Here is a 24,462-nt window from a genome sequence, read left to right as displayed (position 1 = left end):
GTCAAAATGCGCGGCATCTGCAATAACCAAAAGCGCGGACAGGTTGCCCCGTCCGCGCTATTTCGTTTTCCAACAATACATTGTCGGGAAAATTTCAGAAATCAGATGTGGATTGCCCGCCCATAGGCCGCCAGCACGCTCTCATGCATGGATTCGCTGATCGTCGGGTGCGGGAACACTGTGTGCATCAGTTCCGCCTCAGTCGTCTCCAGCGTCTTGCCGATCACATAGCCCTGAATCATCTCGGTCACTTCGGCCCCGATCATATGCGCGCCCAGAAGTTCGCCGGTATTTGCGTCGAACACGGTCTTCACAAAGCCCTCAGGCTCACCCAGCGCAATCGCCTTGCCGTTGCCAATGAAGGGGAACGTGCCGGCCTTCACGGTGTAGCCCGCCTCCTTCGCCTTCGCCTCGGTCAGGCCGACACTGGCGATCTGGGGATGGCAATAGGTGCAGCCGGGGATGTTGGCGCGGTCCATCGGGTGGGGATGAACGTCCTTGTTGCCAAGTTCCGCCGCGATAGCCTCGGCGGCAATCACGCCTTCGTGGCTCGCCTTGTGGGCCAGCCACGGCCCGGGCGTCACGTCGCCGATGGCCCATAGGCCCTTGACGTTGGTGCGGCCATAGCCATCGATGGCAATGATCCCGCGCTCGGCCTTCACGCCCAGCGCTTCGAGGCCGATATTCTCGGTGTTGGGCGCAATGCCCACAGCAACGATCACGTGGCTGTAGTCGCCCTCTGCGACCTTACCATCCTTGCCCTTGATCTTGGCCTTTACGCCCGAAGCCGAGACGGCAAGGCTTTCAACGCCCGCGCCGGTCATGATCTTCATGCCCTGCTTGGTCAGCGCTTTTTCGAGGAATGCGGAAACGTCGGCATCCTCAACCGGCACAACGCGGTCCATCATCTCAACGACCGTAACTTCGGCACCCATGTCGTTGTAAAAGCTGGCGAATTCGATGCCGATGGCACCAGACCCGATGACCAGCAGCTTGGTAGGCATGACCTTGGGTGTCATGGCATGGCGATAGGTCCACACGCGCTCGCCATCGGCCTTGGCAAAGGGCAGATCACGGGCGCGGGCACCGGTGGCAACAATGACGTGCTTGGCCGAGATCGTTTCGGTGCCCTTGTCTCCGGTCACTTCAACGCTGGTCGCGCTTTTCAGAACGCCGTTGCCCATGTGGACGGCAATCTTGTTCTTCTTCATCAGGTGGGTGACGCCCTGATTGAGCTGCTTGGCCACCCCGCGCGAGCGCTTCACCACAGCGTCCAGATCAGCCCGAATGTTGTCGGCGGCAAGGCCGAACGACGCCGCGTGCTTCATGTGGTTCAGCACTTCGGCCGACCGCAGCAGCGCCTTGGTGGGGATGCAGCCCCAGTTAAGGCAGATCCCGCCAAGGTTTTCGCGCTCGACAATCGCGGTCTTGAGGCCAAGCTGTGCGCAGCGGATCGCCGCGACATAGCCGCCGGGGCCGGAACCCAGAATGATGACGTCGTATTGATCAGCCACGCAAATGCTCCTTCAGGCCCTCGTCAGGCCAATCGTCTAGCGTAGCGAGCGGCGCGTGGCCGCTCGCAGATTAGTCAGGCAATCAGGCGACCAGACCAAGCGGGTTCTCGATCAGGGCCTTGAACGCCTGCATCAGTTCAGCGCCGTCTGCGCCGTCAATCGCGCGATGATCGAAGCTGCCGGTGGCCGACATGATCGTGGCGATGCCAAGCGCGCCGTCGATGACATAAGGCCGCTGTTCGCCCGCGCCGACAGCCATGATCATGCCTTGCGGCGGGTTGATCACCGCATCGAAGTTCTTGATGCCGAACATGCCAAGGTTGGAGAGCGACGCTGTGCCGCCTTGGAATTCGTGCGGCTGCAGCTTGCCCTCGCGCGCCTTGTTCGCCAGCACCTTCATTTCTGTGGCGACGGCTGAAATCGCTTTGCTTCCCGCATCGACGATGATCGGCGTGATCAGGCCTGAAGGTGCAGCAACTGCAACCGAAATGTCGGCGCGGGTAAAGCTGCGCAGTTCATCGCCTGCGAAGCTGACGTTGCACTTGGGCACCTGCACCAGCGCCTTGGCCAGCGCCTTGATGATCAGGTCGTTGACTGACAGCTTGACGCCCTGCGGTTCCAGCGCCTTGTTGAGCTGGCTGCGCAGCTTGAGCAGGGCATCAAGCTGAATGTCGACCGTGAGGTAGATGTGGGGGATTGTCTGCTTTGCCTCGGTCAGGCGGCGGGCGATGGTCTTGCGGACGTTGTTGAGCTTCTGCGATTCAAACGGGATGCCGAAGTCCGGCACTGCTGCCGCGGCGGGAGCGGATGTCTGAGTGGCTTGCGGAGCGGCAGCGGTTGCTGCGAGCACCGGTGCAGCTGCGGCAGGCTTGGCACCTTCGACGTCGGCGCGAACGATACGACCGTTGGGGCCGGAACCGGCAACGGCGGCAAGATCAATACCCTTGTCTGCGGCAATACGCTTGGCCAGCGGGCTGGCAATCACGCGGTCACCTTTGGGCGCGGGCGCAGTGGCGACCGGGGCTGCAGTGGCGGCGGGAGTTGCAACCGGAGCAGCTTCAGCCTTGGACGCTGCAGCAGGCTCGGCCGCCTTTGGTGCGGGCGCAGCAGCGCTGGCATCTTCATCGTCACCGGCGATCATCGCGATTACAGTGCCGACCTTCACGCCTTCGCTGCCTTCGGACACGTCGATGGACACAACGGTGCCTTCATCGACTGCTTCAAATTCCATCGTGGCCTTGTCAGTCTCAATCTCGGCCATGATGTCGCCCGAGCGGACTTGGTCACCCACCTTGACGAGCCACTTGGCGAGAGTCCCTTCCTCCATCGTGGGGGAAAGGGCAGGCATCTTGATCGCGATGGGCATGGGCGTGTTTTCCGTGTCCTGATGCGCAGGAGGGAGAGTGCCGTAGCGGAAACCTCTCCTGCATCTTTTGTCAGCCCCATTTCACCAGCATGGCGCGCCGGGTCAAGTGGCTTGGCGCTTGCACCGCATACGAATTTGCCACTACGAAGGGCCGGGAAGGATGAATGGAATGCCCCAACGCATCTATCTGGTCATCATGGACGAGACTGACGAGGCGCGCGGTGCCTTGCGGTTTGCGGCCCGTCGCGCAGTGCGCACCGGTGGCACGGTTCATATCCTTGCCCTTGTCCCGCGCCAGCAATTCGTGGCGTTTGGCGGTGTGCAAGCAACAATGGAGCAGGAAACCCGTGACCGTGCCGAAGTGCTGGCGATAAGCATGGCCGGCAGCCTTGCCAGCGAATCAGGGCTAAATCCGGTAATTTCGGTGCTGCAGGGCGATGGACCAAAGGCCGTCCGTCACTATCTTGATGAGCACCCGGAAGTTTCTGCGCTGGTCCTTGGGGCGGCAGAAGGTGGCTCACCGGGACCGCTGGTGACGCACTTTTCGGCCATTGCGGGCCAACTGCCCTGCCCGCTCATGATCGTGCCAGGCGTTATGTCGGACGAGGAAATCGACCGGTTCAGTTGATCCCACAGGATTTGCGTCATCCCCGCGCAGGCGGGAATGACAAGCGTTCCGGAGCGCGGGTGGCACCCTACTTCTTGCGGCCCTGATGCCGAATGTTTGAAGGGCGTCCGCGTTTTCCGGCGGTGTGTTGGCCTTGTCGGCGCGCCTTGTGATCGGTTTTGTGGCCGGCCCTTTCGCCGCGACGTTCGATCCGCTGGACGCCTTCGGGAACGTCCACAGGTTCGAATTTAAGCGCACCGGTCAACGGGTTGGCTTCGGCAAGGCGCAGCTTGAGGATCTGGCCCATCACGAACTCCTCGCCGCTATGCTCGCCAATCAGGCGCTGGGCCTTTTCGTCATAATTGAAGCGTTCAGCGCCCAATGTGGAAACAGGCACCAGGCCATCGCCGCCGAGGCCGATGATCGTGGCGAACAAGCCGAATTTCTGTACGCCAGTAACCCGCGTGTCAAAGACTTCGCCAACTTTGCCCGAAAGCCATGCAGCGACATAACGGTCAATCGTGTCGCGCTCTGCCTCCATTGCGCGGCGTTCGGCATTGCTGAGCGCTTCGGAAACGCGGGCGAGATCGGCGCGATCACGGTCCGACAGACCGGAGGCGGCGGGCAGATCGGCCTTTGGCCGGGGCTGCTCCAGTCCATAGGCATCCACCAGCGCGCGGTGGACCAGCAGGTCCGAATAGCGGCGGATCGGTGAGGTGAAGTGCGCATAGGAACCAAGTGCGAGGCCGAAGTGCCCAGCGTTGCGCGGGCCATAATAGGCCTGCGTCTGACTGCGCAGGACGGCCTCCATTATCAGCGCCTTTTCAGCTTCGTCCGCAATGTCCTTCAGCATGCGGTTGAACAGCGAGGGCGTGATGACCTGCCCCAGCGACAGCTTGCGGTCGAACGTGGCGAGATAGTCTTTCAGCGCGGTCAGCTTTTCCCGACTTGGCGGTTCGTGGATACGATAAACGACTGGCGCGACTTTGGCTTCGAGCGCCTTGGCGGCAGCGACGTTGGCCGCGATCATGAAATCTTCGACCACGCGGTGGGCATCAAGCCGCTCGCGGATGGCGATTTCGGCAATCTTGCCCTCGCTGTTCAGCACCACCCGCCGCTCGGGCAGGTCAAGGTTGAGCGGATCGCGGGCGTGGCGGGCTTTTTCCAACAGGCGCCATGCGGACCAGAGGTTTTGAAGATGCGGTGCAGCCTCATCGGCATCAATCCGCCGCTGCGCTTCCTCATAAGCGATGACTTCGGCGATACGCACCACGGCACGCGTGAAGCGCCATTCGCGGACGTTGCCCGAACTGTCGATAGTCAGGTGGCAAGCCATAGCCGCGCGGTCCGCGCCAGATTTGAGCGAGCAGACATCGGCACTGAGCACTTCGGGCAGCATCGGTACGACGCGGTCGGGGAAGTAGACCGAATTTCCGCGCTTGCGCGCCTCACGGTCGGTTTCGCCGCCGGGGCGCACATAGTAGCTGACGTCGGCAATGGCGACGAGCGCCCGGAAGCCGCCTTCGCCATCGGGTTCAGCCCAGATCGCATCGTCATGGTCGCGCGCATCGGCAGGGTCGATGGCGACGATGGGCAGATGGCGCAGGTCTTCGCGGGTCTCTTCGCTAAGCGGGAGTTTGGCAGCGGCTTCGGCTTCTGTCACCGCGCCTTCGGGGAACACAAAGGGGATGCCGTGCTTGTGAATGGCGATCAGGCTGAAGGCGCGCGGAGCAAGCGGATCGCCAAGGACCGCGACGACTTTCATGCCGGAGCGCGGCGAACGTCCAGCGGGTTCGGCAAGGACGAGTTGGCCTTTCTCCGCGCCGCCAAGGTCGGAGATGGGCACAGCGTTGCGCACGCGCTTGTCAACCGGGGCGAGCCAGCCCTTGCCCGCGCCATCGAGTTCGACAACACCCATCATCTGCTCTTCGCCGCCTTGCAGCTTCTTCATCGGGTGCGCGATCCAGCCGCTGCCGGCTTCTTCGGTGCGCGCAAGCACACGATCACCCACCCGCAGTGCGGCATTCCGATCTCGCACTTTGCCGCGCGGTTCGATGACGCGAATGCGCGGCGGGGGGCTTGCGTCATCCGGTTGCCAACTGTCTGGCACGGCAACAGGTTCGCCCTCGTCGATCTCGACAATGCGCAGAACGGTGACCTTTGGCACGCCGCCCATAGCGTGGAAAGCGCTACGGTTGCCGTCGATCAGGCCTTCATCGGCCATGTCCTTGAGCAGGCCCTTGAGCGCGATTTTTTCCGTGCCTTTGAGGCCGAATGCCTTGGCCATCTCGCGCTTGCCGGCAGGTTCATCGGACTGTGCGATGAAATCGAGCACCTGCTGGCGCGTGGGGAGGCCTTGGGGATAACGGAGTTTTGTCATGGGTGGCATGTGGTCTTTCATGCCCCCGATGGCAAGCTGTTAGGGCTTCGGAGCCACCGGGGCGAGCGGCGCGAATTGACCGCCGGGAACGGCAGAGGCGACCGGACTTTCGGAGCCATCTGCGGCCACGGCATTGACGCCGAACAGCCAGTCATCGGCACGAACGCCGGGCAGGCTGGCTTTGGTATCTGCGGTTTCAAGCAGTTGCGTGTCCCACATCGGTGCATCGGTGCGGCGCTGCCACAACCTGTAGCGGACCGCGCCGGGCACAGCTTGCCATTCTATGTCCGTGCTGGGCTTGACCGCGCCCTTGACCACCGGTGCCGGTGGCATCGGGGTGCGGGCGAGTTTGGCCAGCGCGCGGACATTGAGGCGCGTGACCTTGGCAAGGTATGGAAAGTCCATCTCGTCCGCCGTATCGCCGAACTTCACGCCGCCTTCTGTGCGCAAATCCTGGTGCTGGTGCTCGTAATCCTCGACCGCGACGGTGAAACGCACGGCAGGGTAGCCCTTGTCCGAGAAGGGCAACTGGTCCCCGCCCCGGCCCATGCGGTCTGCGCGCCAGATCTGGCGGACAGCGAGGCCTTTGCCTTCGTCCGCCTCGGCAAGGCTGGCGACCCAGCGCGAGATATTGCGCGAGGGGCTGTCGTTCTCCCCGCCAAAGCGGCGCATCTGGGCGCGCAACGCATCGGTAGAATCAGCGCGCAAGGCTTCGGATAGAACGCGGACATTGGTGTTGTCGCGGTAACCGTCCGAACCGGTGGAGCCGCCAACAATATCGTTGTTGAGGACCGCTTTGACCGTCCAGCCCTGCGCAGCGGCATAATCGGCGAGCAGTTTGCCGCCGAGCAGCCCCTGCTCTTCGCCTGAAAGGGCGGCGTAGATGATCGTGGTGGGGAACTTTTCGCGCGAAAGGACGCGGGCGGCTTCGAGAACCAGCGCGGTGCCCGAGGCATTGTCGTTGGCACCGGGGGCGTCCTGCGTAGCGTCAAGCACGTTGGAAACGCGGCTATCGATATGGGCTTGAACGATCACAACCTCGTTCGGGCGCTCACTGCCACGCTGGATGGCCACGACATTGACTAGGCGGGTGGGCGCAGGAACGCGGTCGCCGGTAACCGTGGTTTCCGGTAGCACCACTTCAAGGCAACTGCCGCATGCGGCCGAGGCCTTGCGGAACTCTGCCTCAGCCCATTTGCGCGCCGCGCCGATGCCGCGTTTGGGATCAGTCTGCGTCGAAAGCGTGTGCCGGGTGCCAAAGCTGACGAGCTTTTCAACATTGGCGCGCAGGCGGGCTTCGGAAATGGCATCCTCGGGCGCAGCATGAGCGGCCGTTGACACGAGGAGCGGGAACAGGATCAGATAGTTGCGCATGAAAGCGTAATGCAACGCGCGCGCCTTTGCTGCAAGCGCAGTGGCGCGAAAGGGTGGCGATTGCGCGCCACCCTTTCGGGCAATCAGTAAGACCGCGCGATGAGAATGGTCTCTGTCGCGGGCGCGCCAGTGAACGGGCAAATGCCGGTGGGTGCGGGCGCGTTCAAGGGCGTGTTGCGAATGGTCAGCTTCAGCGCCTTGAGCTGTTCGACCACCGCATCAAGCGCGGCACCGGTGGGCTTGGACCAACCCATTTCGACCCAGCCCGGATACTTGTTGCCTTCGGCAAAGTAGGATTTCAGGCCATCAAGATCAGTCACGTCACGCACGATCTGGGCATCGCGGCGGGCGCGGGCTTCTTCGTAGAGCGAGGACTGGATGGCTTCCAATTCGGACGCGGCGGCAGCGATGAATTGCTCGCGCGGTTGGCCGACGAAGTTGGGCTTGGCATCGGCGCGCCACAACTGATCGCGGCGCAGGGCGGAGACTTGTCCTCCTTCCGCATCGCGGCCGCCAATTTCGAGGATCAGCGGCACGCCCTTCTTGACCCATGACCAGCGCTTTTGCGTCGCTTTGCCGGGCCGCTTATCAAGCAGGACGCGGACGCGTTCATCGAACACGCTCTGCTTGGCGAGTGCAGCGCGAATTTCTTCGCAATAGGCGAGCAGAGCGTCGTCGCCCTCGTTGTCGCGCAGCATGGGAAGAATGACAATCTGCTGCGGCGCCACTTGGGGCGGCACCCGCAGCCCGTCATCATCGCCGTGGGTCATGATCACCCCGCCAATCAGCCGGGTGGAGACGCCCCACGATGTGGTGTGGGCGAGGGCCTGCTGGCCCTCCTTGTCCTGATAGCGGATGCCGGCAGCCTGCGCGAACGTGGTTCCAAGATAGTGTGAGGTGCCGGCCTGCAAAGCCTTGCCATCCTGCATCATCGCTTCGATCGAGAAGGTTTCGACCGCACCGGGAAAACGCTCGTTCTCTGGCTTAGGACCAGCGATCACCGGCATGGCAAGCGGACCTTCGGCAAAAGCGCGGTACATTTCAAGCGCGCGCAGCGTTTCCACCATCGCATCAGCTTCGTCGGCATGGGCGGTGTGGCCTTCCTGCCAGAGGAACTCGCTGGTGCGCAGGAACATGCGCGTGCGCATTTCCCAGCGCACGACGTTGGCCCACTGGTTGACCATCAGCGGCAGATCGCGCCACGATTGCACCCAGCGCGCCATCGCCGCGCCAATCACGGTTTCCGATGTGGGGCGCACAACCAGCGGTTCTTCAAGCTTTGCTTCGGGATCGGGCGTAAGGCCGCCTTTCCCGTCAGAAATCAGGCGATGGTGCGTGACAACCGCCATTTCCTTGGCAAAGCCTTCGACATGCTCGGCCTCTTTGGCAAAATAGGACAGCGGTATGAACAGCGGGAAGTAGCAGTTCTCGACGCCCGCTTCCTTGATTTGTGCGTCCATCAGCTTCTGGATGCGTTCCCAGATGCCATAGCCCCACGGGCGGATGACCATGCAGCCGCGCACGCCGGATTCTTCGGCAAGCTCGGCCTCGGCGATCACGGCCTGATACCACTGCGCGAAGTCTTCGGCGCGCTTCACATTGAGCGCGTGCTTGATGGTCGAAGGGTTCTTGGAAAGCTGGTTCATGACCTGCGCGTTAAAGCGCAAAGATGTTTCCCGCAATGCCCGGTATGAGCATTGCGGGCACCAAATCAGCTGGAAAGCTGGTCGAGCTTCTTCTGCATATCAGCCATCTGCTTGCGCAGGGCATCAAGGTCGTCAGTTTCTTCGGCCGCCTTGGCCTCACCCGCAGGTTGCGCACCCGGAACAAAGGCGGCTGCGGCTGCCTTCAGCATTTCCATGTTGCGCTGCGCGATCTGGGCAAGCGGGTTGGACCCAATGCTCTCTTCAATCGCTTTGCGCATCTTGGCCTGATTGTCGCGGAAATGCTCCATCGACGCTTCAAGATACCCGGGCAGGAACGCCTGCATCGAATTGCCGTACATCGAAATCAACTGGCGCAGGAAATTCGTCGGCAGCATCTGCTCACCGGCGGCCTCTTCCTCCATGATGATCTGCGTAAGGATCGCGTGCGTAAGATCTGCACCCGTCTTTGCATCCATCACTTTGAAATCGATATTTTCCTTCACCATCTGCGCGAGATGGTCGAGCGTGATGTAGCTCGAAGTGCTGGTATTGTAGAGGCGACGGTTAGCGTATTTCTTGATTATAACCGTGCCGCCATTCTTGGATTCACTGGCCATGATCTGGCACCTCACTGCGACATTTCTATGTATTAGCACGTGCAGTATGTGCAGCGCAACAAATCTTAACAAGTAGCGTTAAGAACCAGTTTGGCGCGAAAAACGTTGGCCCATAATCGTGAGCAGTTCGTATTGCGAAAGCCCGCTCTGCGCGGCTGCAGCAGGAAGATCGTAGTCTGCAGCCAACCAATCGCCCTCGCCGCAATCGGGCAGGTCAGTCAGGTCGACGATGGTCAGGTCCATAGAGACGCGGCCAAGCACAGGCACGCGGCGCCCTTGCCACAGGAACTGGCCTGTGCCTGTCCAGCAACGCAAATAGCCATCAGCGTAGCCGATGGACAAAATGCCCACTCGCATCGATTTGCTGGCGCAGAACAATGCATTATACCCGACTTTGTCACCCGGTTCGAGGTTTCGGACCTGCACTACCGCAGCCTCTGGCCTTGCCACTGGCACGATCACACCAGCGAATTCGGGACGAACTACGCCGCCATACAGCGCAATGCCGGGCCGGGTGAGATCACCGTGGTACGCACTCCCGAGCGCGATCCCTGCGCTATTGGCCAAACTGTACCGGCGGGCAGACACTTTGCGACGGACCTGCTCGAAGCGATGCAACTGGTCTGCGTTCTGCGGTGAATCCTCGTCCGCACTGGCCAGGTGGCTGAGGCAAATATCGATGTCGAGAGCAGCAATGGCCGGGTCTGCCACTTGCGACCATTCAATACCAAGCCGACTCATGCCAGTATCGATCATGACATGGCAAGGGCCGCCGCCGGATTCGGACCAGCGCTGCACTTGGGTCAAGGAATTGAGGACCGGGCGCGCGCCCGTGCTGCGCGCAAACTGGGCTTCGTCACGGTTAACCGGGCCGTGCAGCACAGCAATACGCGCCGCAGGAATGTGCGGGAGGAGCGCGGGAACTTCAGACCAGTGCGCGACGAAAAAGTCACTGCATCCCGCGGCGGCAAGAACACGCACCACCCGTTCCGCGCCGATGCCATAAGCATCTGCCTTTACCGCAGCACCGGCTGCAGCAATGCCCGACATTGCATCGAGTGTGCGCCAGTTGGCGGCAAGGGCTTGCGGATCGAAGGCCAGACGCAAAGTGGCGGGAGGGTGCGAAGAAATGTCAGTCGTCCGTGAAATCGGCGGGCAGCCCCGGCTTCAGGCCCCAAAGGGCGACCAGAAACGCGACGAGGACAACGACCCAGGTATACCAAAGCCCGGCGTAGGGATCGCCGGTGCGCGCAACGATGTAGCTGGAAATGAGAGGGAGGAAACCTCCAAAATAGCCGGTGCCAAGGTGATAGGGAATCGACATCGAACTGTAACGGATACGCGGCGGAAACATTTCCGAAAGCAGTGCGGCAACCGGGCCATACGTTGCACCGGACAGCGCCATAAGCAGCACAAGTGCGGCAATGACCATGACGAGCCTGCCGGTGGTGGGCTTGACCTTGGCAAAGTCATAGCCGTGCTGGGAAAGGTCGGCTTGCAATGCCTTTATCCGGGTGGCGGCTTTGTCAGTCCACGGGTAATTGTCAATTGCCATCGACGCGCTGCCAACGGTCGCGGTGAAAAGCGGGCCTTGTTCAAGCCGGTAACTGATACCTGATGAAGCAAGATCCGATAGCAGCTTGGCACATTGGCTCGACTGTTCGGCGGCGAAGGGGCTGTAATTGCAATCAGGCCCGGCAATAACCACTGGATTGCGCTTGGCCGCAGCGGCGAGTTCCGGGTTGGCTGACGCGCCGAGCAGCCAGAATGCAGGGAACATCAGCAGCAAAGTGAGCGCGTACCCGATCACGATGGGCTTCTTGCGGCCTACCCGGTCGGACCATGCGCCAGCTATCAAATAGAACACCATGCCAATCGCACCGCCGATCCCCACGACGATCTCCGCCAGCGTATCGTCCATGCGCGCAGCCGATTTGAGGAAGCCGAGGCTGGAGAACATTGCGGTGTACCAGATCACCGTGAGGCCAGCTGCAATGCCGAAGAGCGCGATGAAGATGCGCCGCTTGTTGCCGGGATAGGTAAAACTTTCAACAAAGGGGTTGCCGGCCAGCTCACCCTGCTCCTTCATCGCTTGGAAAACCGGGCTTTCCGACAGCTTCAGCCGCATCCACAGCGAAATGGCAAGCAGAGCGAGACTGAGGAGGAAAGGAACCCGCCAGCCCCAGCTTTGCCAAACCGCTTCAGACATCAACGCCTTGCTGGAAAGCACAACAACCAGGCTGAGAACGAACCCGCCAACAACACTCGCCTGTATGTAACTGGTGTAATAACCGCGCCGCCCGCCGGGAGCATGTTCAGCCACGTAGATTGCGGCGCCGCCATATTCTCCACCTAATGCGAGGCCCTGAAGCACACGCAGCAGCAGTACGATGGCCGGTGCGAACAGCCCGATACTGTTTGCCGAAGGAATCAGGCCCACCCCGGCAGTGGCAATGCCCATCAGCGTGACCGTGACGAGGAAGGTGTATTTGCGGCCCAGCTTGTCACCGAGGTAACCGAACAGGATTGCGCCCAAGGGTCGGAACCCGAAGCCGACCGCGAAACCGGCCCATACCAGCAACAGCTGCAACGTTGCATTGTCGGACGGAAAGAAGGTTTTCCCGATGATCGCGGCGAGCGTGCCGTAGATGAAGAAGTCGTACCATTCAAAAACCGTTCCCGCAGAGCTTGCGGCGATAACGAGGCGGATGTCGGACGCGCTAGGCTCCAGCTTCCCGCCTTCAGACATCGCATTGCTGGCATTGCTGGCTGACACGCTGAACTTCCCCCGGCCCTGTTTTCGTCTGGCTATACGGTGAGGCTGTAGCGAAGCTGATGGCTGCGCCGCAAGCCCTGCATTTCAAGCCGCTTTTGTGGCGGCAAGGGCATCGAGGGCGGCGTCCCATGCCAGCAAGATCGCTCCGTGGCGCGCTGGATAGGCCCGGGCGGCTTCGAGGGATTCGAGGCCTGGCCAGTCAGGACGTGAAGCTTCACCCGCCAGCCATTGGGATATGGCAATGCGCGATCCTTCGATGTTCGCCAGATTGCGTCCTTTGGCGGATCGGATGAATAGTGCAGCGGCTGCCTGCCCGACGGCACAAGCGTGCGGACGCAGCCCGATGGCGGTGATGGCGCCGGCAGCGTCTGTATTGAGCGCAAGGTCAATCGTGCTGCCGCAACTACGCGAACGTGCAGTGCCCTTATGGAGCAAGTTTTCATCCCAAGGGCTGGCAGTCAGTTCCATCGCAAGGGCGAGAATGTCGGGGGTATAGAGACCCCTTCCAGCGCTCATCTCAATCGCCCAAAATCTGTTCGCGCGCCTTACGCCTGGCAACGTCGCGCGCTTGATCTGCAGCCTGTTCGCGGCGTTCGGAAATGAGGGTCAACAGTTCTTCGCTGGCGGCGTTGAGGAATGGATAAGTCCGCGCCTCTGTGATCCATTCCGGTCGGCCATCTTCACCCCAAGCAAGGTCATAACCAAAGGTGACAACGGAATAACCGAGCACGACGATGATGAAGCCCTTCACTGCCCCGAAGCCGAAGCCCAGCAAGCGATCAATCGGACCGATAACCGAATCGCGGCTTGCGCTACCCATCCGGCGCGCAATGATTCGGGTAGCGATATAGGGGCCTAGCAACAGCAGGAAGAACGCGAGCACCCCTGCCCCGGTTTCGGTCGGCAGGTGCGCGGCCAGCCAGTAAGTCAATGGTTCGTGGAAATAATGCACCGCCAGCAGCGCAAGGCACCAAGCGGCAAGTGATAGCACCTCTTCAACAAACCCACGCAGGAATCCGCCGACGGCACCGATGCCGACGAGGAGCAGAACTACATAATCGAAGCCGGTCATTTCGCTCCGGAACCTATGAGCCGCCCATCACGCGGTCAATGAGATTTGGCAGCAGCTTGAGCGGTGAATAGCGCAGGCCATCAACCTTTTCAGCGCCGGCATCCGGGCCGCAGCCAAGGCGGAAGCCAAGCTTTGCAGCCTCGCGCAGGCGGACAGGGGTGTGGGCGACGGGACGTACTTCTCCGGCCAACGAGACCTCGCCGAACCAGATCGAGGCAGGAGGCAACGGTCTGTCTGACAGGGCGGAAATGAGCGCAGCCGCGACGGCGAGATCGGCGGCGGGATCGGTCAGACGATACCCACCCGCCACGTTGAGATAGACCTCTGCCGTGGAGAAATTGAGGCCGCAGCGGGCTTCGAGAACTGCCAAAAGCATTGCGAGGCGCCCTGAATCCCACCCGACCACGGCCCGACGTGGCGTGGCACCGCTGGCGAGGCGGACGGTGAGCGCTTGAATTTCCACGAGAACCGGGCGCGTGCCCTCGAGTGCAGGGAAGACGGCGCTGCCTGCGACCTGCTCCTCACGGCCAGACAGGAACAGCATGGAGGGATTGCCAACTTCCTCAAGCCCTGCCCCCGCCATCGCGAAAACGCCGATTTCGTCGACCGCGCCGAAGCGGTTCTTGATCGCGCGAAGGATGCGGTACTGGTGGCTTCGTTCACCCTCAAAGCTCATCACCACATCGACCATATGTTCGAGCACGCGGGGACCGGCGATAGAGCCATCCTTGGTCACGTGGCCGACCAGCACGAGCGCGGTGCCGGTTTCCTTGGCAAAACGGATCAGTTCAAAGGCGCAGCCGCGCACTTGGCTGACCGTGCCGGGCGCGCCTTCAATCTGATCGGAGTGCATCGTCTGGATCGAATCGATCACCAGAATATCGGGGGTTGGCATAGTGCCGAGCGTCGTGAGAATATCGCGGACCGATGTGGCAGCGGCAAGCTGGATCGGCGCTTTACCAAGGCCGAGCCGATCTGCGCGCAGGCGAATCTGGTCTGACGCTTCTTCGCCGCTGATGTAGACTGCGGTGCCGCCAGACATGGCGACCTTGGCTGCGGCCTGAAGCAGAAGCGTGGATTTGCCGATACCGGGATCACCGCCCATCAGGATGGCACATCCGGGCACGAGGCCCCCGCCCAACGCGCGGTCGAACTCGGCAATGCCAGTCTTGCGGCGCTGTGGCAGCGTGACCGGTGCATCAAGGCTGACGAAGGCGACGCGGCGGCCCCCGCTCGACAAATCATGTTTGGCCGAGAAAATCGTTTCTGGCGCTTCTTCGGCCAACGTGTTCCATTCGCTGCAATCGGCGCATTGGCCCTGCCAGCGGTTGGAGACGCTGCCACAGGCCTGGCAGACGAAGCGACGTTTGGGTTTGGCCATCGCCCCCAATTATCAGAACATAGGTGGAACGCAAGCGTAGTTGCGCCATTCCGGTAGCAGTTTGCTAACCATGAAGGCTGGCGTTATCCTTAACGCGCGGTGGATATGACCATGCGTATGGCCCGCATGTCCAAACAGGTTCTGGGGATCGACCCCAAGATGTACCGCCACTTCGCAGCACTGACGCTTGCGATATCGGGCATGGTCGCACTTTTTGCCAATGGTGAGGCGCAGCAGGCCATCGCACAGAGCAACGAGCAGGCCGAACTGAAGCGCGCAGAACAGAAGAAGTTTGGCGCCAAGAAGCTGATAGACAAACGCAGCGAAGGGGGATCGCGCGGGCGGGGCAGCGGGTTTCAGGATACTATCGACGGGCCGATGGACGGCGGTGGCGACGGCACTAGCGGTGTTATCCCGGCATATCTTGCTGTGAGCGCCGCACCAGTTATCGTTGAAGCAGACCGTGCCGCGATGGCGCGCATGTCGCCCGAGCAGCGCAAGGCCTATCTCCGCATGCTCGAAGCCGAGCGGCGCAAGCGAATGGAGCAAGGGCCTGTTGTCCCTACGCAGGCGCAGATCAGTGCACTGGCTACCGCCGCAGCAGCGCGAGCCGGATCGGATAGCGTCGACTGACGCAAATACGGATGGTGCCCCTGGCCCGACTCGAACGGGCACGTATTGCTACAAACGATTTTGAGTCGTTCGCGTCTACCATTCCGCCACAGGGGCACATTCCGGGACGGCCCTTAGCCAGAGCCGTCCCGAAAGGTCAAGTGTTACGCAGCGCGCCTGCCAACAGCTTGTGCAGCTTTGAGTGCAGCGCATCGTTGCCTGCAAGGACAGTTTCATCGCAGATCGGCTGCGAGCGCCCCTTGTAATCCGAAACGAAACCGCCTGCTTCGCGCACCAGCAGGCAACCGGCAGCGGTATCCCACGGATAGAGGCTGCTTTCCCAGTAACCGTCGAACCGACCGGCGGCGACCCAGGCCAGATCGAGCGAAGCCACACCGAACCGGCGGATGCCAGCAATGCGGGGGCCGAGTTCAGCGTAGATGCGCGCCCATTCGTTGATGTCGCCCCGGCCTGCAAACGGAATGCCGGTGGCGATCAGCGCTTCATCGAGGTGGCGCCGCGCCGACACGCGCAGGCGGCGATCCTGCAGCCAAGCGCCTTGCGCCTTTTCGGCCCAGAAGCTTTCGTCGGTGATGGGCTGATAGACCAGCGCGGCGGTGACATCGCCCCAGCCCTTTCCATCCAGCGTTGGTTCCTGCACGGCGATAGAAATGGCAAAGTGCGGAATGCCGTGGAGGAAATTGGTGGTGCCATCGAGCGGATCGATGATGAAGCGCGGCTTCCCATCTTCACCCGGAATCTCGCCGCCTTCTTCCATCAGGAAGCCCCAGCCCGGCCGCGCCACGCGCAGTTCGTCCCACAGGGTGCGTTCGGAATGCTGATCGGCCTTGGAAACGAAATCCGCAGGGCCTTTCTTCGAGACCTGCAGATGCTCGATCTCGCCGAAATCACGGCGCAGGCGGCCGCCTGCCTTGCGCGCCGCGCGCTCCATCACGCGCATCAGGCCGGAAATGGCTGCCATCTAATCAGCCCACCTTGCCGACGTAAGTGCGTTCGTAAACGTCGACGATGATGCGCGTACCGCTGCCGATGTGTGGCGGAACCATGACGCGCACGCCATTGTCGAGTATCGCCGGCTTGTAGGACGACGAGGCGGTCTGCCCCTTCACCACGGCGTCGGCTTCGACGATGGTGGCTTCGACCTGATCGGGAAGCTGGACCGAAATCGGGCGCTCGTCATACATTTCGAGCAGCACGGTCATGCCGTCCTGCAGGAATGCTGCGGCATCGCCGAGAAGATCGCTGGGCAGGGTGATCTGGTCATAGTTTTCAACGTCCATGAACACCAGATCATCGCCCTCGGCATAGAGGAACTGGAAGTCCTTGGTGTCGAGGCGCACGCGCTCGATCGTGTCCTGGCTGCGGAAGCGGACATTGGTCTTGCGGCCATCGATGAGGTTCTTCATCTCGACCTGCATGAACGCGCCGCCCTTGCCGGGCTGGGTATGCTGGGTCTTTGCGACCTTCCAGATGCCCTTTTCGTATTCCAGGATATTGCCCGGACGGATGTCCACGCCGCTGATCTTCATGATGGAAAGAGCCTTACCGTGAGTAGGGAAGCGCGGCCCTTAGCCGTTCGCAGCCGCAGCTTCAAGCGCGATTGCCTGAAATGGGGCGGGCGTGCTAGCGCAAGACCATGAAGCCATTTCCGATCATCGCCATCGCTGCCATGTTTGTTGCAAGTGCCGCTCAGGCAGTGCCGGGAGGGAAGCTGACGGTGTTGCAAAAGGGGGGCTGGACCTGCGAAATTCCGGGTGATGCCAACACGCTGGCGACTGAAAAGCCCGAACTTGGTTTCCAGACCATCGCAGATTCAAGCTATGTTGCCCCCGATGGGTCGACGGGCACCTACCTCAGACTGGCGGACCGGTTGACGCTGACCAGTGGTATATTCTCCGGGCGCAGGTTCGTGATGGATGGCGAGGAAATCATGCGTGAAGTGACGCAGGCAGACACGCCAATTGGCATACGCTGCGTACACGCCGGCCCAGTCAGGATTGCGACTCCAGGTTAAACCGAAGCGCTGTCGCGCCGCATACGCCAGTAGGCATAGGCGATGATTGCGGCGAAAGCGGCAACGCCGAAGGGCAGGCTGGCCGGGAAATCCTTGACCACGGCCAGTGCCTCGGTGTTGTCGGTGCCTGCAACGATTGCAGCGAACGCGATGTTGAACAGGCTGTCACCCACAATAAGCCCCGTGGCGGTAAGCACGCCCATGCGCTCTGCAAATTCGGGCGCTGACTGGCGCGCGGCCCAGCGGTTGTAAAGATGGCCGAGGACGGTGCCGAGAATAACCATGAGCGTGACTTGCGTGGGCAAATACATGCCCATGCCGACCGCGAGTGGCGGGAGTGATCCCTTCCCTGCACGCTTGAGCAGCTCATCGGCCACGATCACCCCGGCACCAATCGCCGCGCCAAGGCCGACAAGGTTCCAATCGAGACTGCCGCCGAGGACTCCCTGTGCAATGGCCGAGATCAGCGAGGCCTGCGGCGCGGACAGTGCGTTTTCCCCTGCCCCCGGCGCACCCTGAAAGCCGAAGGTGGAGTTGAGCAGATCGAGAATCGGCGGGATCACCAGTGCGCCGAACAGCACACCAAGAATCAGTGCGACCTGTTGACGCCAAGGCGTCGCTCCAACGAGTTGGCCGGTCTTGAGATCTTGCAGGTTGTCGTTGGAGATCGTGGCAACGCCGAATACGATGGCAGTGACGAAGAGCGCGAAGGCGACCAGCGCCTTGGTATCTTCCTCACTGCCGCCCTGCCCGAACAGACCCAGCAGGAGGAGAGAAATTCCCAACGCAGCAAGGATGCCGACGCCCGAGATCGGGCTGTTGGACGCGCCGATCAGGCCCGCCATATAGCCGCAGACCGAGGCAATGATAATCCCGGCGATCAGGACATAGACGACCGAGGCGATGAGCGTCATGCCCAGAGCGCCCGCGACAGGGCCACCCACGGCGAAATCGGCCAGAAGCAGCGCAATAGGGATCATCGAGGCGAGAATCGTGCCGCCGACGATGCCGATGGGGATGTCTCGCTCGGTAATGTCGAGGCTGTCGATCCCGCCGCCTTTGCGTGAGGCGTTGGCGGCAATGGCTGAGGTCACCCCACGCACGATCGGGCCGATTACGCGCAGCAGCGTCCAGATTGCCGCCACCCCGATGGTGCCTGCGCCAATGAAGCGGATTTTTTCGCGAAACACGGTGCCGACGAAATCGGCAAGTTCGGTTCCTGCAGGAATGCCCCCTGCGGTCAATTGCGGGAGCAACACGCCAAAGCTGATGACAATGCCGATGAGCATGGCAATGCCGACCGCAAGGCCAACGAGATGGCCGACGCCAACGAGTGCCAGCGAAAGTCCGCCAAACAGCATCGATCCGCCCGAGCCTACCTTGAATGCGCCACCCACTTCCTCGACCGCCAGCTTCATCTTGGCGAGCAACGGATAGAGCGCAGACAGCAGACCACCGGCGGTGACTGCAGCAAGGCCTTTGCGATTTTCCTCAGCCCCGCCAACGCCCGCACCGACTTTCAGCACTTCGGCGGCAGCGACGCCTTCCGGGTATGGAAGGTCAGAGCCGGTCACCAGCGCACGCCGGAGCGGGACCGAGTACATCACCCCCAGAACACCGCCGACCGCGATGACCGCGACCGACTCCCAATAGGGAAAGTCGGCCCACCATCCGACCATGACGAGCCCCGGCAGCACGAAGACGATGGCTGACAACGTCCCTGCCGAACTGGCAATGGTCTGGACGATGTTGTTTTCCTGAATGGTCGTCCCGGAAAAAGCGCGCAGAACCGCCATCGATATAACCGCAGCAGGTATGGAGGTGGCAAATGTCAGGCCGATGCGCAGGCCAAGGTAGACATTCGCAGCAGTGAACACGACCGTGAGGATCGCGCCGAGCACGATGCCCCGAAATGTCAGTTCCCTTGGGCTGGCTATCCCGGTCATGTGCGCTCCATCCTGTACATCTTTCGTCCTGTCTTGCACGGCAGGACGCCAGAGGGAAGCCGCATCACCTTACAAACGAAACCTTCGTCGATCCGGTGACCATCTGTGCAAGGCGTGCCGCATCCCAATTGGTCAGGCGCACGCAACCGTGGCTTTCGGCGCGGCCAATTGTCTGCGGTTCGGGCGTGCCGTGGATGCCGTAATGCTCCTTGGACAGATCGATCCAAACGACGCCGACCGGGCCGTTCGGGCCTGGCGGCAAGAGGTGTTCGCCTTTGCTGTCGGGCACGTCCCAGAACAGGCTGGGATCATAACTGAATTCAGGATTGTAGGACTTGCCGTTGATCGTCCAATCCCCCAGCGGCAGCGGGTCTTTTTCGGAACCGGTCGTGACCGTGAACAGCGCGACAAGCTTGTCGGCACCGTCATAAACCTCCAGCGTACCTTTCGATTTGCTCACGACAATCCGTGCTGCATCCGGCTGCGCATCGCTGACGCCCAGTGTAGCCAAGGTAGCCAGCCATCCCTTGTTGTCCACGTGAGCCGGATCGATCCGATCTCCACCAACGTTCGGAACGCGGAACTTCTGGTCGGCTGCGAAGGGAGCATTCTGCAGTTGCGGGTTCAATCCACGCAGCACTTCTGGCGTGGTGTGAAAGCGCTCAGCCAGCTTTTCATCGAGCGATGTGTAGGCCATCTCTGGCAGTTTTGCCTGTTCTTCCGGGCTTTTTGGCAGAGGTGCGAATGGGCCTTTTGCAAAGTCCTGCGGAATGGTGACAACGCGCGTTGCGGCAATGTTGGACCAGCGGGTCAACGCCTGCATCGTCGGGTCATCGAATTTGCCGGTGACGGGTAGATCGTTAGCCTTCTGGAAGCCGCTGACGGCGTTGGTGGTGGAAAGGCCGGTCTTCCCGTCAATTACGCCGGGCGCAAAGCCGAGCCGTTCGAGCACGACTTGTGCCTGCATCACAGGGCGTGCTGCATCCTCCTGCTCGCCGGCCTGCCCCGGTGCCGGGTCATTGGATGCCATCGGAACCACGAAAGATGGCGCTTTGGCCGTTGCACTTTCCGAAGCTGCGGGATCGGCTTTTTCAGACTGGCAAGCCGAGAGGGCGACGCTGGAAATGGTCAGGGCAATGGCGGCATTGAAAGTTCGGTACATCATGGCTCCGCGTTCTGTTTGCTACAGAACCGCCGGAAGCCATGCGCGTTCCTTCAGGCGTCGGAACTGACGCGGGGGTTGGCGCGGATCGCATCGAAGAACGCAGCAACGTTGGCAGCCTCATCCCCGTTCCAGACTGCATTGCTGACAGCGAGGAAGTCCGCACCTGCCTGAATCAGCGGAGGACAGTTGGCTGGTGTGATGCCGCCGATCGCGACGCAGGGCAGTTCGAAGATCGACTGCCACCATTCAAGCAGATCGAGGCCCGCAACGTGTTTCGTTTCCTTGGTATTCGACGGGAAGAACGCGCCGAAGGCCACGTAATCCGCGCCTTTGTCGCCAGCATCCATCGCGAAATGGCGGCTGTCATGACAAGTCACGCCGATCTGGGCATTGCGGCCGAGGCGTTCACGCGCATCGGATATGTCACCATCGTCCTGCCCGAGGTGGACCCCATCGGCCCCGAGGCGCTTGGCCAGGCTGATCGAGTCATTGACGATGAAGGCAACGTCATGGTCCGCGCAGATGCGCTGGAGCGGCTCGGCAAGAACTGCTGCGGCGTGTTCGTCCATATCCTTGACGCGGAACTGGAACGCAGCCACCGGCCCGGCATCGAGCGCGCGAGCAAGACGATCGGGGAAAATACCGCCGACTTCGAGCGGGGAGATCAGGTAGAGTTCTGAAGAAAGCTTGGCCATGCGGGCGGCCTTATCGGGAGTTGCGCTTGCCTGCAACGCTGGTTCCGATGCGGTTCATCGTGCCGGTGCGACGCAGCAGCTATGAAACACGCATTCCTCTTCCTGCTTCCGCTGTCGTCGGTATGCCTTACCGGTTGCGCCGTCATCCCTTCGGCCGAACGCAGCGATGGCTTTGCTGTGATTGGTCAGACGACTCGTGTTGGCGCGGTAAAGGTACGACCGAGAAGTGTGGTTGAGCACAGCCGGTGCCCGATGAACGCCCGTTGCGTCTGGGCTGGCCGTGTTGTGGTCGATGCTGCCGTCACACGCGGCGGCGTCTCGGAACGCCGGCAGTTGATGCTTGGCGAACCTTCGAGCGACGGGATCATGCTCGATACGGTAGAGCCGGGGAAAATGACCGGCACACCGCTGCAGCCGTCGGATTACCGCTTCCACTTCAGCATTGCGCAATAAAAACACCCCGCCCCAGCTTTGCTGGTGGCGGGGTGGCCTTTCCGTCCTCTCAAACGAACAGGTTATGCAGCGACGAGGGTCTTTTGCGTCGAGCCGGTGTAGATGTCGTTGATGGCCGCGCCAAGCGCAGCGTCGAATTCCGCATTGGTCATCTGGTGACGCAGGTCTTCGAGCAGAGCGCGGCTGAAGCTGGCGATGATCCCGGTGTTCTTGGCGAGTTCAACGCAGGCTTCGGGACGTTTGAATCCGCCGGAAAGCGCGACGACGCGCAGGACCTTGGGGTGATTGACCAAGGGGTCAAACGTGCAAGGCGCGACGGGGAGCGAAAGCTTGAGCATGACCTGCGTGCCTTCCGGCAGCACGTCGAGGGCCTTGAGGATTTCGTCGAGCAGCATCGTGTCGCATTCAGCACGGGTGTCGCTCTTGATGTTCACTTCAGGCTCGATAATCGGCATCATGCCGTGGCCGAGAACCTGCATGCCCACTTCGAACTGCTGCGCGACCACGGCGGCAATGCCTTCGCGGTTGGCCGAGTTGATGACCGAGCGTTCCTTGGTGCCATAAACGCCGAGCGCCTTGGACTTTTCGAGCAGCGCGTCGAGCGTCGGCATCGGCTTCATCAGTTGAACGCCGTTGACTTCGTCTTCCAGACCCTTGTCGATCTTGATGAAGGGCACGACGCCCTTTTCGATCAAGGCGGCAGGCACAGACTTGCCATCAACATGGCCGTCCATCGTGCGTTCGAACAGGATCGCGCCGATGACCTTCTCACCGTGGAACACGTCCGAACGGATGATGCGGGCGCGCATGTCGTGGATCAGGCCGAACATTTCCTCTTCGGTGGTCCAGGCATCTTCTGTCACGCCGTAGCCTGCCAGCGCTTTGGGAGTCGAACCGCCTGACTGGTCGAGCGCGGCGATGAAGCCATTGCCGGTTGCCATCTTCGCGGTCATTTCGGTCGTGTTCATCGGTCCGTCCTGTTCTGGCGGAAACCCCGGAATACCGGCTCCGCATACCTATGCGCGAATGCGCCATAAAAAGACGCTCAGCCATCGTGCGAGCGTCTGGGGAAAAGGCGCATACCTATGCGAGATCACGCCATAAAGAAGCGCGTGCCGCAGTGCAACACGCGCTCCGCGATTTTTTTACATTTCGAGCGCGGCGACGCCGGGCAGTTCCTTGCCTTCCATCCATTCAAGGAATGCACCGCCTGCCGTCGAAACGTAGGAGAAATCGCCTGCAACGCCAGCATGATTGAGCGCAGCAACGGTGTCACCGCCACCCGCGACCGAAACAAGCGAGCCTTCCTTGGTCAGCGCAGCGGCACTCTTCGCCAATGCCACCGTAGCAGTGTCAAAGGGTTCGGTTTCGAACGCCCCCATTGGACCATTCCAGACAAGCGTGCGGCAAGTTTTCAGCACATCAGCCAGCGCTTCGATGGCAGCAGGACCGACATCAAGGATCATCTCGTCTGCTGCCACTTCATGCACGTTGCACGTGCGAAGCGACGCCGGGTTTGCCGCAAATTCCTTCGAGACGACAACGTCGTAAGGCAAATGGACCGTGCAGCCCGCCTTGTCAGCATTGTCGAGGATTTCCTCGGCGGTGCCGGTCAGGTCATGCTCACACAGCGACTTGCCAACGGCAACGCCACGCGCCGCAAGGAAGGTGTTGGCCATGCCGCCGCCGATGATCAGGTGATCAACCTTGCTGACCAGATGCTTGAGCACGTCGAGCTTGGTCGAAACTTTGGCACCACCGACAACAGCCGCGACCGGGCGCTCAGGCGCACCTAGGGCCTTCTGAAGTGCCTTCAACTCAGCCTCCATTGCACGTCCTGCATAGGCTGGCAGGACGTGCGCCAAACCTTCTGTCGAGGCATGGGCGCGATGGGCGGCAGAGAAGGCGTCATTGACGTAGATGTCGCCAAGGCTGGCAAAGCGCTCGACTACGGAGGGGTCATTCTTTTCCTCGCCGCCGAAGAAACGGGTGTTTTCAAGGACCGCGATGGCACCGGACGACAGCGCAGCGACGGCGGCCTTGTCGCCCTCCCAGTCAATATAGCTGACCGGGCGGCCCAGTACATGGGCGAGCGGCGCTGCAAGCTTTTTCAGCGAGAACTCTTCGGATGGCTGCCCTTTGGGGCGACCGAAGTGGGCGAGTACGAGGACTTTTGCACCTTTGTCCGCCAGTTCGCACAGCGTGGTCACGGTGGCGCGCAGGCGCGTATCGTCAGTGACCATACCGTCGGCCATCGGCACGTTGAGATCCTCACGTACCAGCACGGTCTTGCCTGTCAGGTCGCCGAGATCGTCCAGAGTCTTGAAGGTCATTCCTCGATCCTCACTTCATCACCAATAGCGATTTCACCATCGGACAGCACGCAACCCAGCACTCCGCCGCGCCAATCTGGCAACAGCACGTGTTTCAGGCCGGGCAGAATTTCATCCATACGGAAGCATGGATCGCATTCGCAGGTGACTTCTATGCGCAGGCCATTGCCGATGGCGATAACTTTTCCAGCCTCGCGAGGCAGGCGCACACCTTCAACCAGAAGGTTCGCGCGGCGCACATGCCAAGCCAGCACTTTCTCCGCCGGAAGTTCCAGTTCGGCCATCGCAGCAGCCCAACTTTCCGCTTCGATCAGCGAGACTTGGCGGCGGCCGGACTTTCCGGCGCGGATCGTACCGCGACGATCGCCGTGAACGCCGTCCGCGCGGGTCACCGCAACGTGATCGAGCGTCTCAATAGGCCCGCGCGATTTATCGTGCCGCGCAATACCCCCGAGACGCCCGTTCACTTTATCCACCCGTCAGTGAAATA

The 24,462-nt window shown here is 61.3% G+C and carries 23 protein-coding genes and 1 tRNA gene; 4 read left to right on the top strand and 20 right to left on the bottom strand.

Going from position 1 to position 24,462, the window contains the following annotated elements; translation table 11 throughout:
* Positions 1–101 precede the first annotated feature (101 nt).
* Positions 102–1,514, bottom strand: coding sequence for a dihydrolipoyl dehydrogenase (gene lpdA / locus Q8R81_RS13175; RefSeq protein ID WP_305618536.1), 1,413 nt, complete (start codon positions 1,512–1,514; stop codon positions 102–104).
* Between the two features lie 82 nt (positions 1,515–1,596).
* A complete protein-coding gene (locus tag Q8R81_RS13170; protein ID WP_305618534.1) occupies positions 1,597–2,880 on the bottom strand; it encodes a pyruvate dehydrogenase complex dihydrolipoamide acetyltransferase in 1,284 nt (427 codons plus the stop codon).
* A 169-nt stretch (positions 2,881–3,049) separates the two neighbouring features.
* On the opposite strand from Q8R81_RS13170, the gene Q8R81_RS13165 reads away from it, so the two are divergent.
* Entirely contained in the window at positions 3,050–3,508 is a 459-nt protein-coding gene (locus Q8R81_RS13165; protein WP_305618532.1) for a universal stress protein, read from the top strand.
* A 67-nt stretch (positions 3,509–3,575) separates the two neighbouring features.
* Here Q8R81_RS13165 and Q8R81_RS13160 read toward each other — a convergent pair whose 3' ends face one another.
* The 9 genes from Q8R81_RS13160 to radA form a co-directional block, all read right to left on the bottom strand.
* The gene (locus Q8R81_RS13160; protein WP_305618530.1) at positions 3,576–5,867 is read right to left on the bottom strand and encodes a ribonuclease R family protein; all 2,292 of its coding nucleotides are present in this window, start codon (positions 5,865–5,867) and stop codon (positions 3,576–3,578) included.
* Between the two features lie 39 nt (positions 5,868–5,906).
* The gene (locus tag Q8R81_RS13155; protein ID WP_305618528.1) at positions 5,907–7,241 is read right to left on the bottom strand and encodes a M28 family peptidase; all 1,335 of its coding nucleotides are present in this window, start codon (positions 7,239–7,241) and stop codon (positions 5,907–5,909) included.
* An 83-nt stretch (positions 7,242–7,324) separates the two neighbouring features.
* Entirely contained in the window at positions 7,325–8,887 is a 1,563-nt protein-coding gene (proS, locus tag Q8R81_RS13150) for a proline--tRNA ligase (protein ID WP_305618527.1), read from the bottom strand.
* Between the two features lie 65 nt (positions 8,888–8,952).
* Complete coding sequence (gene phaR / locus Q8R81_RS13145) at positions 8,953–9,504, bottom strand: polyhydroxyalkanoate synthesis repressor PhaR (protein ID WP_305618525.1); 552 nt, start codon at positions 9,502–9,504, stop codon at positions 8,953–8,955.
* Between the two features lie 78 nt (positions 9,505–9,582).
* Positions 9,583–10,611, bottom strand: coding sequence for an alanine racemase (gene alr / locus Q8R81_RS13140; protein ID WP_305618522.1), 1,029 nt, complete (start codon positions 10,609–10,611; stop codon positions 9,583–9,585).
* Between the two features lie 25 nt (positions 10,612–10,636).
* The gene (locus Q8R81_RS13135; RefSeq protein ID WP_305619385.1) at positions 10,637–12,253 is read right to left on the bottom strand and encodes an MFS transporter; all 1,617 of its coding nucleotides are present in this window, start codon (positions 12,251–12,253) and stop codon (positions 10,637–10,639) included.
* A gap of 111 nt (positions 12,254–12,364) precedes the next feature.
* A complete protein-coding gene (locus tag Q8R81_RS13130) occupies positions 12,365–12,796 on the bottom strand; it encodes an iron-sulfur cluster assembly scaffold protein (protein WP_305618520.1) in 432 nt (143 codons plus the stop codon).
* 1 nt (position 12,797) lies between these two features.
* Positions 12,798–13,352, bottom strand: a complete 555-nt coding sequence (locus Q8R81_RS13125) for a CvpA family protein (RefSeq protein WP_305618518.1) — start codon at positions 13,350–13,352, stop codon at positions 12,798–12,800.
* A gap of 13 nt (positions 13,353–13,365) precedes the next feature.
* Entirely contained in the window at positions 13,366–14,733 is a 1,368-nt protein-coding gene (radA, locus tag Q8R81_RS13120; RefSeq protein WP_305618516.1) for a DNA repair protein RadA, read from the bottom strand.
* Positions 14,734–14,838: 105 nt separating this feature from the next.
* Here radA and Q8R81_RS13115 point away from each other — a divergent pair, with 105 nt between their 5' ends.
* A complete protein-coding gene (locus Q8R81_RS13115) occupies positions 14,839–15,366 on the top strand; it encodes a hypothetical protein (protein WP_305618514.1) in 528 nt (175 codons plus the stop codon).
* A gap of 12 nt (positions 15,367–15,378) precedes the next feature.
* Here Q8R81_RS13115 and Q8R81_RS13110 read toward each other — a convergent pair.
* The 3 genes from Q8R81_RS13110 to efp form a co-directional block, all read right to left on the bottom strand.
* A tRNA-Leu gene (locus Q8R81_RS13110) sits at positions 15,379–15,462 on the bottom strand.
* A 40-nt stretch (positions 15,463–15,502) separates the two neighbouring features.
* A complete protein-coding gene (locus Q8R81_RS13105) occupies positions 15,503–16,327 on the bottom strand; it encodes an inositol monophosphatase family protein (RefSeq protein ID WP_305618512.1) in 825 nt (274 codons plus the stop codon).
* 4 nt (positions 16,328–16,331) lie between these two features.
* The gene (gene efp / locus Q8R81_RS13100; RefSeq protein WP_305618510.1) at positions 16,332–16,895 is read right to left on the bottom strand and encodes an elongation factor P; all 564 of its coding nucleotides are present in this window, start codon (positions 16,893–16,895) and stop codon (positions 16,332–16,334) included.
* 107 nt (positions 16,896–17,002) lie between these two features.
* Between efp and Q8R81_RS13095 the strand changes: the two genes are divergently transcribed.
* Complete coding sequence (locus Q8R81_RS13095) at positions 17,003–17,380, top strand: hypothetical protein (RefSeq protein ID WP_305618509.1); 378 nt, start codon at positions 17,003–17,005, stop codon at positions 17,378–17,380.
* On the opposite strand, the gene Q8R81_RS13090 is transcribed toward Q8R81_RS13095, so the two are convergent.
* From Q8R81_RS13090 to thiE, 3 genes are all read right to left on the bottom strand, one after another.
* A complete protein-coding gene (locus Q8R81_RS13090; protein ID WP_305618507.1) occupies positions 17,377–19,326 on the bottom strand; it encodes an OPT family oligopeptide transporter in 1,950 nt (649 codons plus the stop codon). The genes Q8R81_RS13095 and Q8R81_RS13090 overlap by 4 nt on opposite strands.
* A gap of 64 nt (positions 19,327–19,390) precedes the next feature.
* On the bottom strand, positions 19,391–20,488 hold the full coding sequence (locus Q8R81_RS13085; RefSeq protein WP_305618505.1) for a L,D-transpeptidase: 1,098 nt from the start codon (positions 20,486–20,488) through the stop codon (positions 19,391–19,393).
* Positions 20,489–20,541: 53 nt separating this feature from the next.
* The gene (thiE, locus tag Q8R81_RS13080; RefSeq protein ID WP_305618503.1) at positions 20,542–21,186 is read right to left on the bottom strand and encodes a thiamine phosphate synthase; all 645 of its coding nucleotides are present in this window, start codon (positions 21,184–21,186) and stop codon (positions 20,542–20,544) included.
* 81 nt (positions 21,187–21,267) lie between these two features.
* Here thiE and Q8R81_RS13075 point away from each other — a divergent pair, with 81 nt between their 5' ends.
* Entirely contained in the window at positions 21,268–21,639 is a 372-nt protein-coding gene (locus tag Q8R81_RS13075; protein WP_305618501.1) for a hypothetical protein, read from the top strand.
* Positions 21,640–21,701: 62 nt separating this feature from the next.
* On the opposite strand, the gene Q8R81_RS13070 is transcribed toward Q8R81_RS13075, so the two are convergent.
* The 3 genes from Q8R81_RS13070 to Q8R81_RS13060 form a co-directional block, all read right to left on the bottom strand.
* Positions 21,702–22,607 carry a fructose bisphosphate aldolase gene (locus tag Q8R81_RS13070; protein WP_305618500.1) on the bottom strand — a complete coding sequence of 302 codons (906 nt, stop codon included), beginning with the start codon at positions 22,605–22,607 and terminating at the stop codon, positions 21,702–21,704.
* Between the two features lie 177 nt (positions 22,608–22,784).
* Entirely contained in the window at positions 22,785–23,972 is a 1,188-nt protein-coding gene (gene pgk, locus Q8R81_RS13065) for a phosphoglycerate kinase (RefSeq protein ID WP_305618498.1), read from the bottom strand.
* Entirely contained in the window at positions 23,969–24,439 is a 471-nt protein-coding gene (locus Q8R81_RS13060) for an MOSC domain-containing protein (protein WP_305618496.1), read from the bottom strand. The genes pgk and Q8R81_RS13060 overlap by 4 nt, the downstream gene beginning before the upstream one ends.
* Positions 24,440–24,462 lie beyond the last annotated feature (23 nt).

The sequence above is a fragment of the Novosphingobium sp. genome, assembly GCF_030696665.1.
In the GTDB taxonomy this organism is placed as follows: Bacteria; Pseudomonadota; Alphaproteobacteria; order Sphingomonadales; family Sphingomonadaceae; genus Novosphingobium.
The sequence above is the reverse complement of the archived record's forward strand: the minus strand, read 5'-3'. Positions and strand labels throughout refer to the sequence as shown.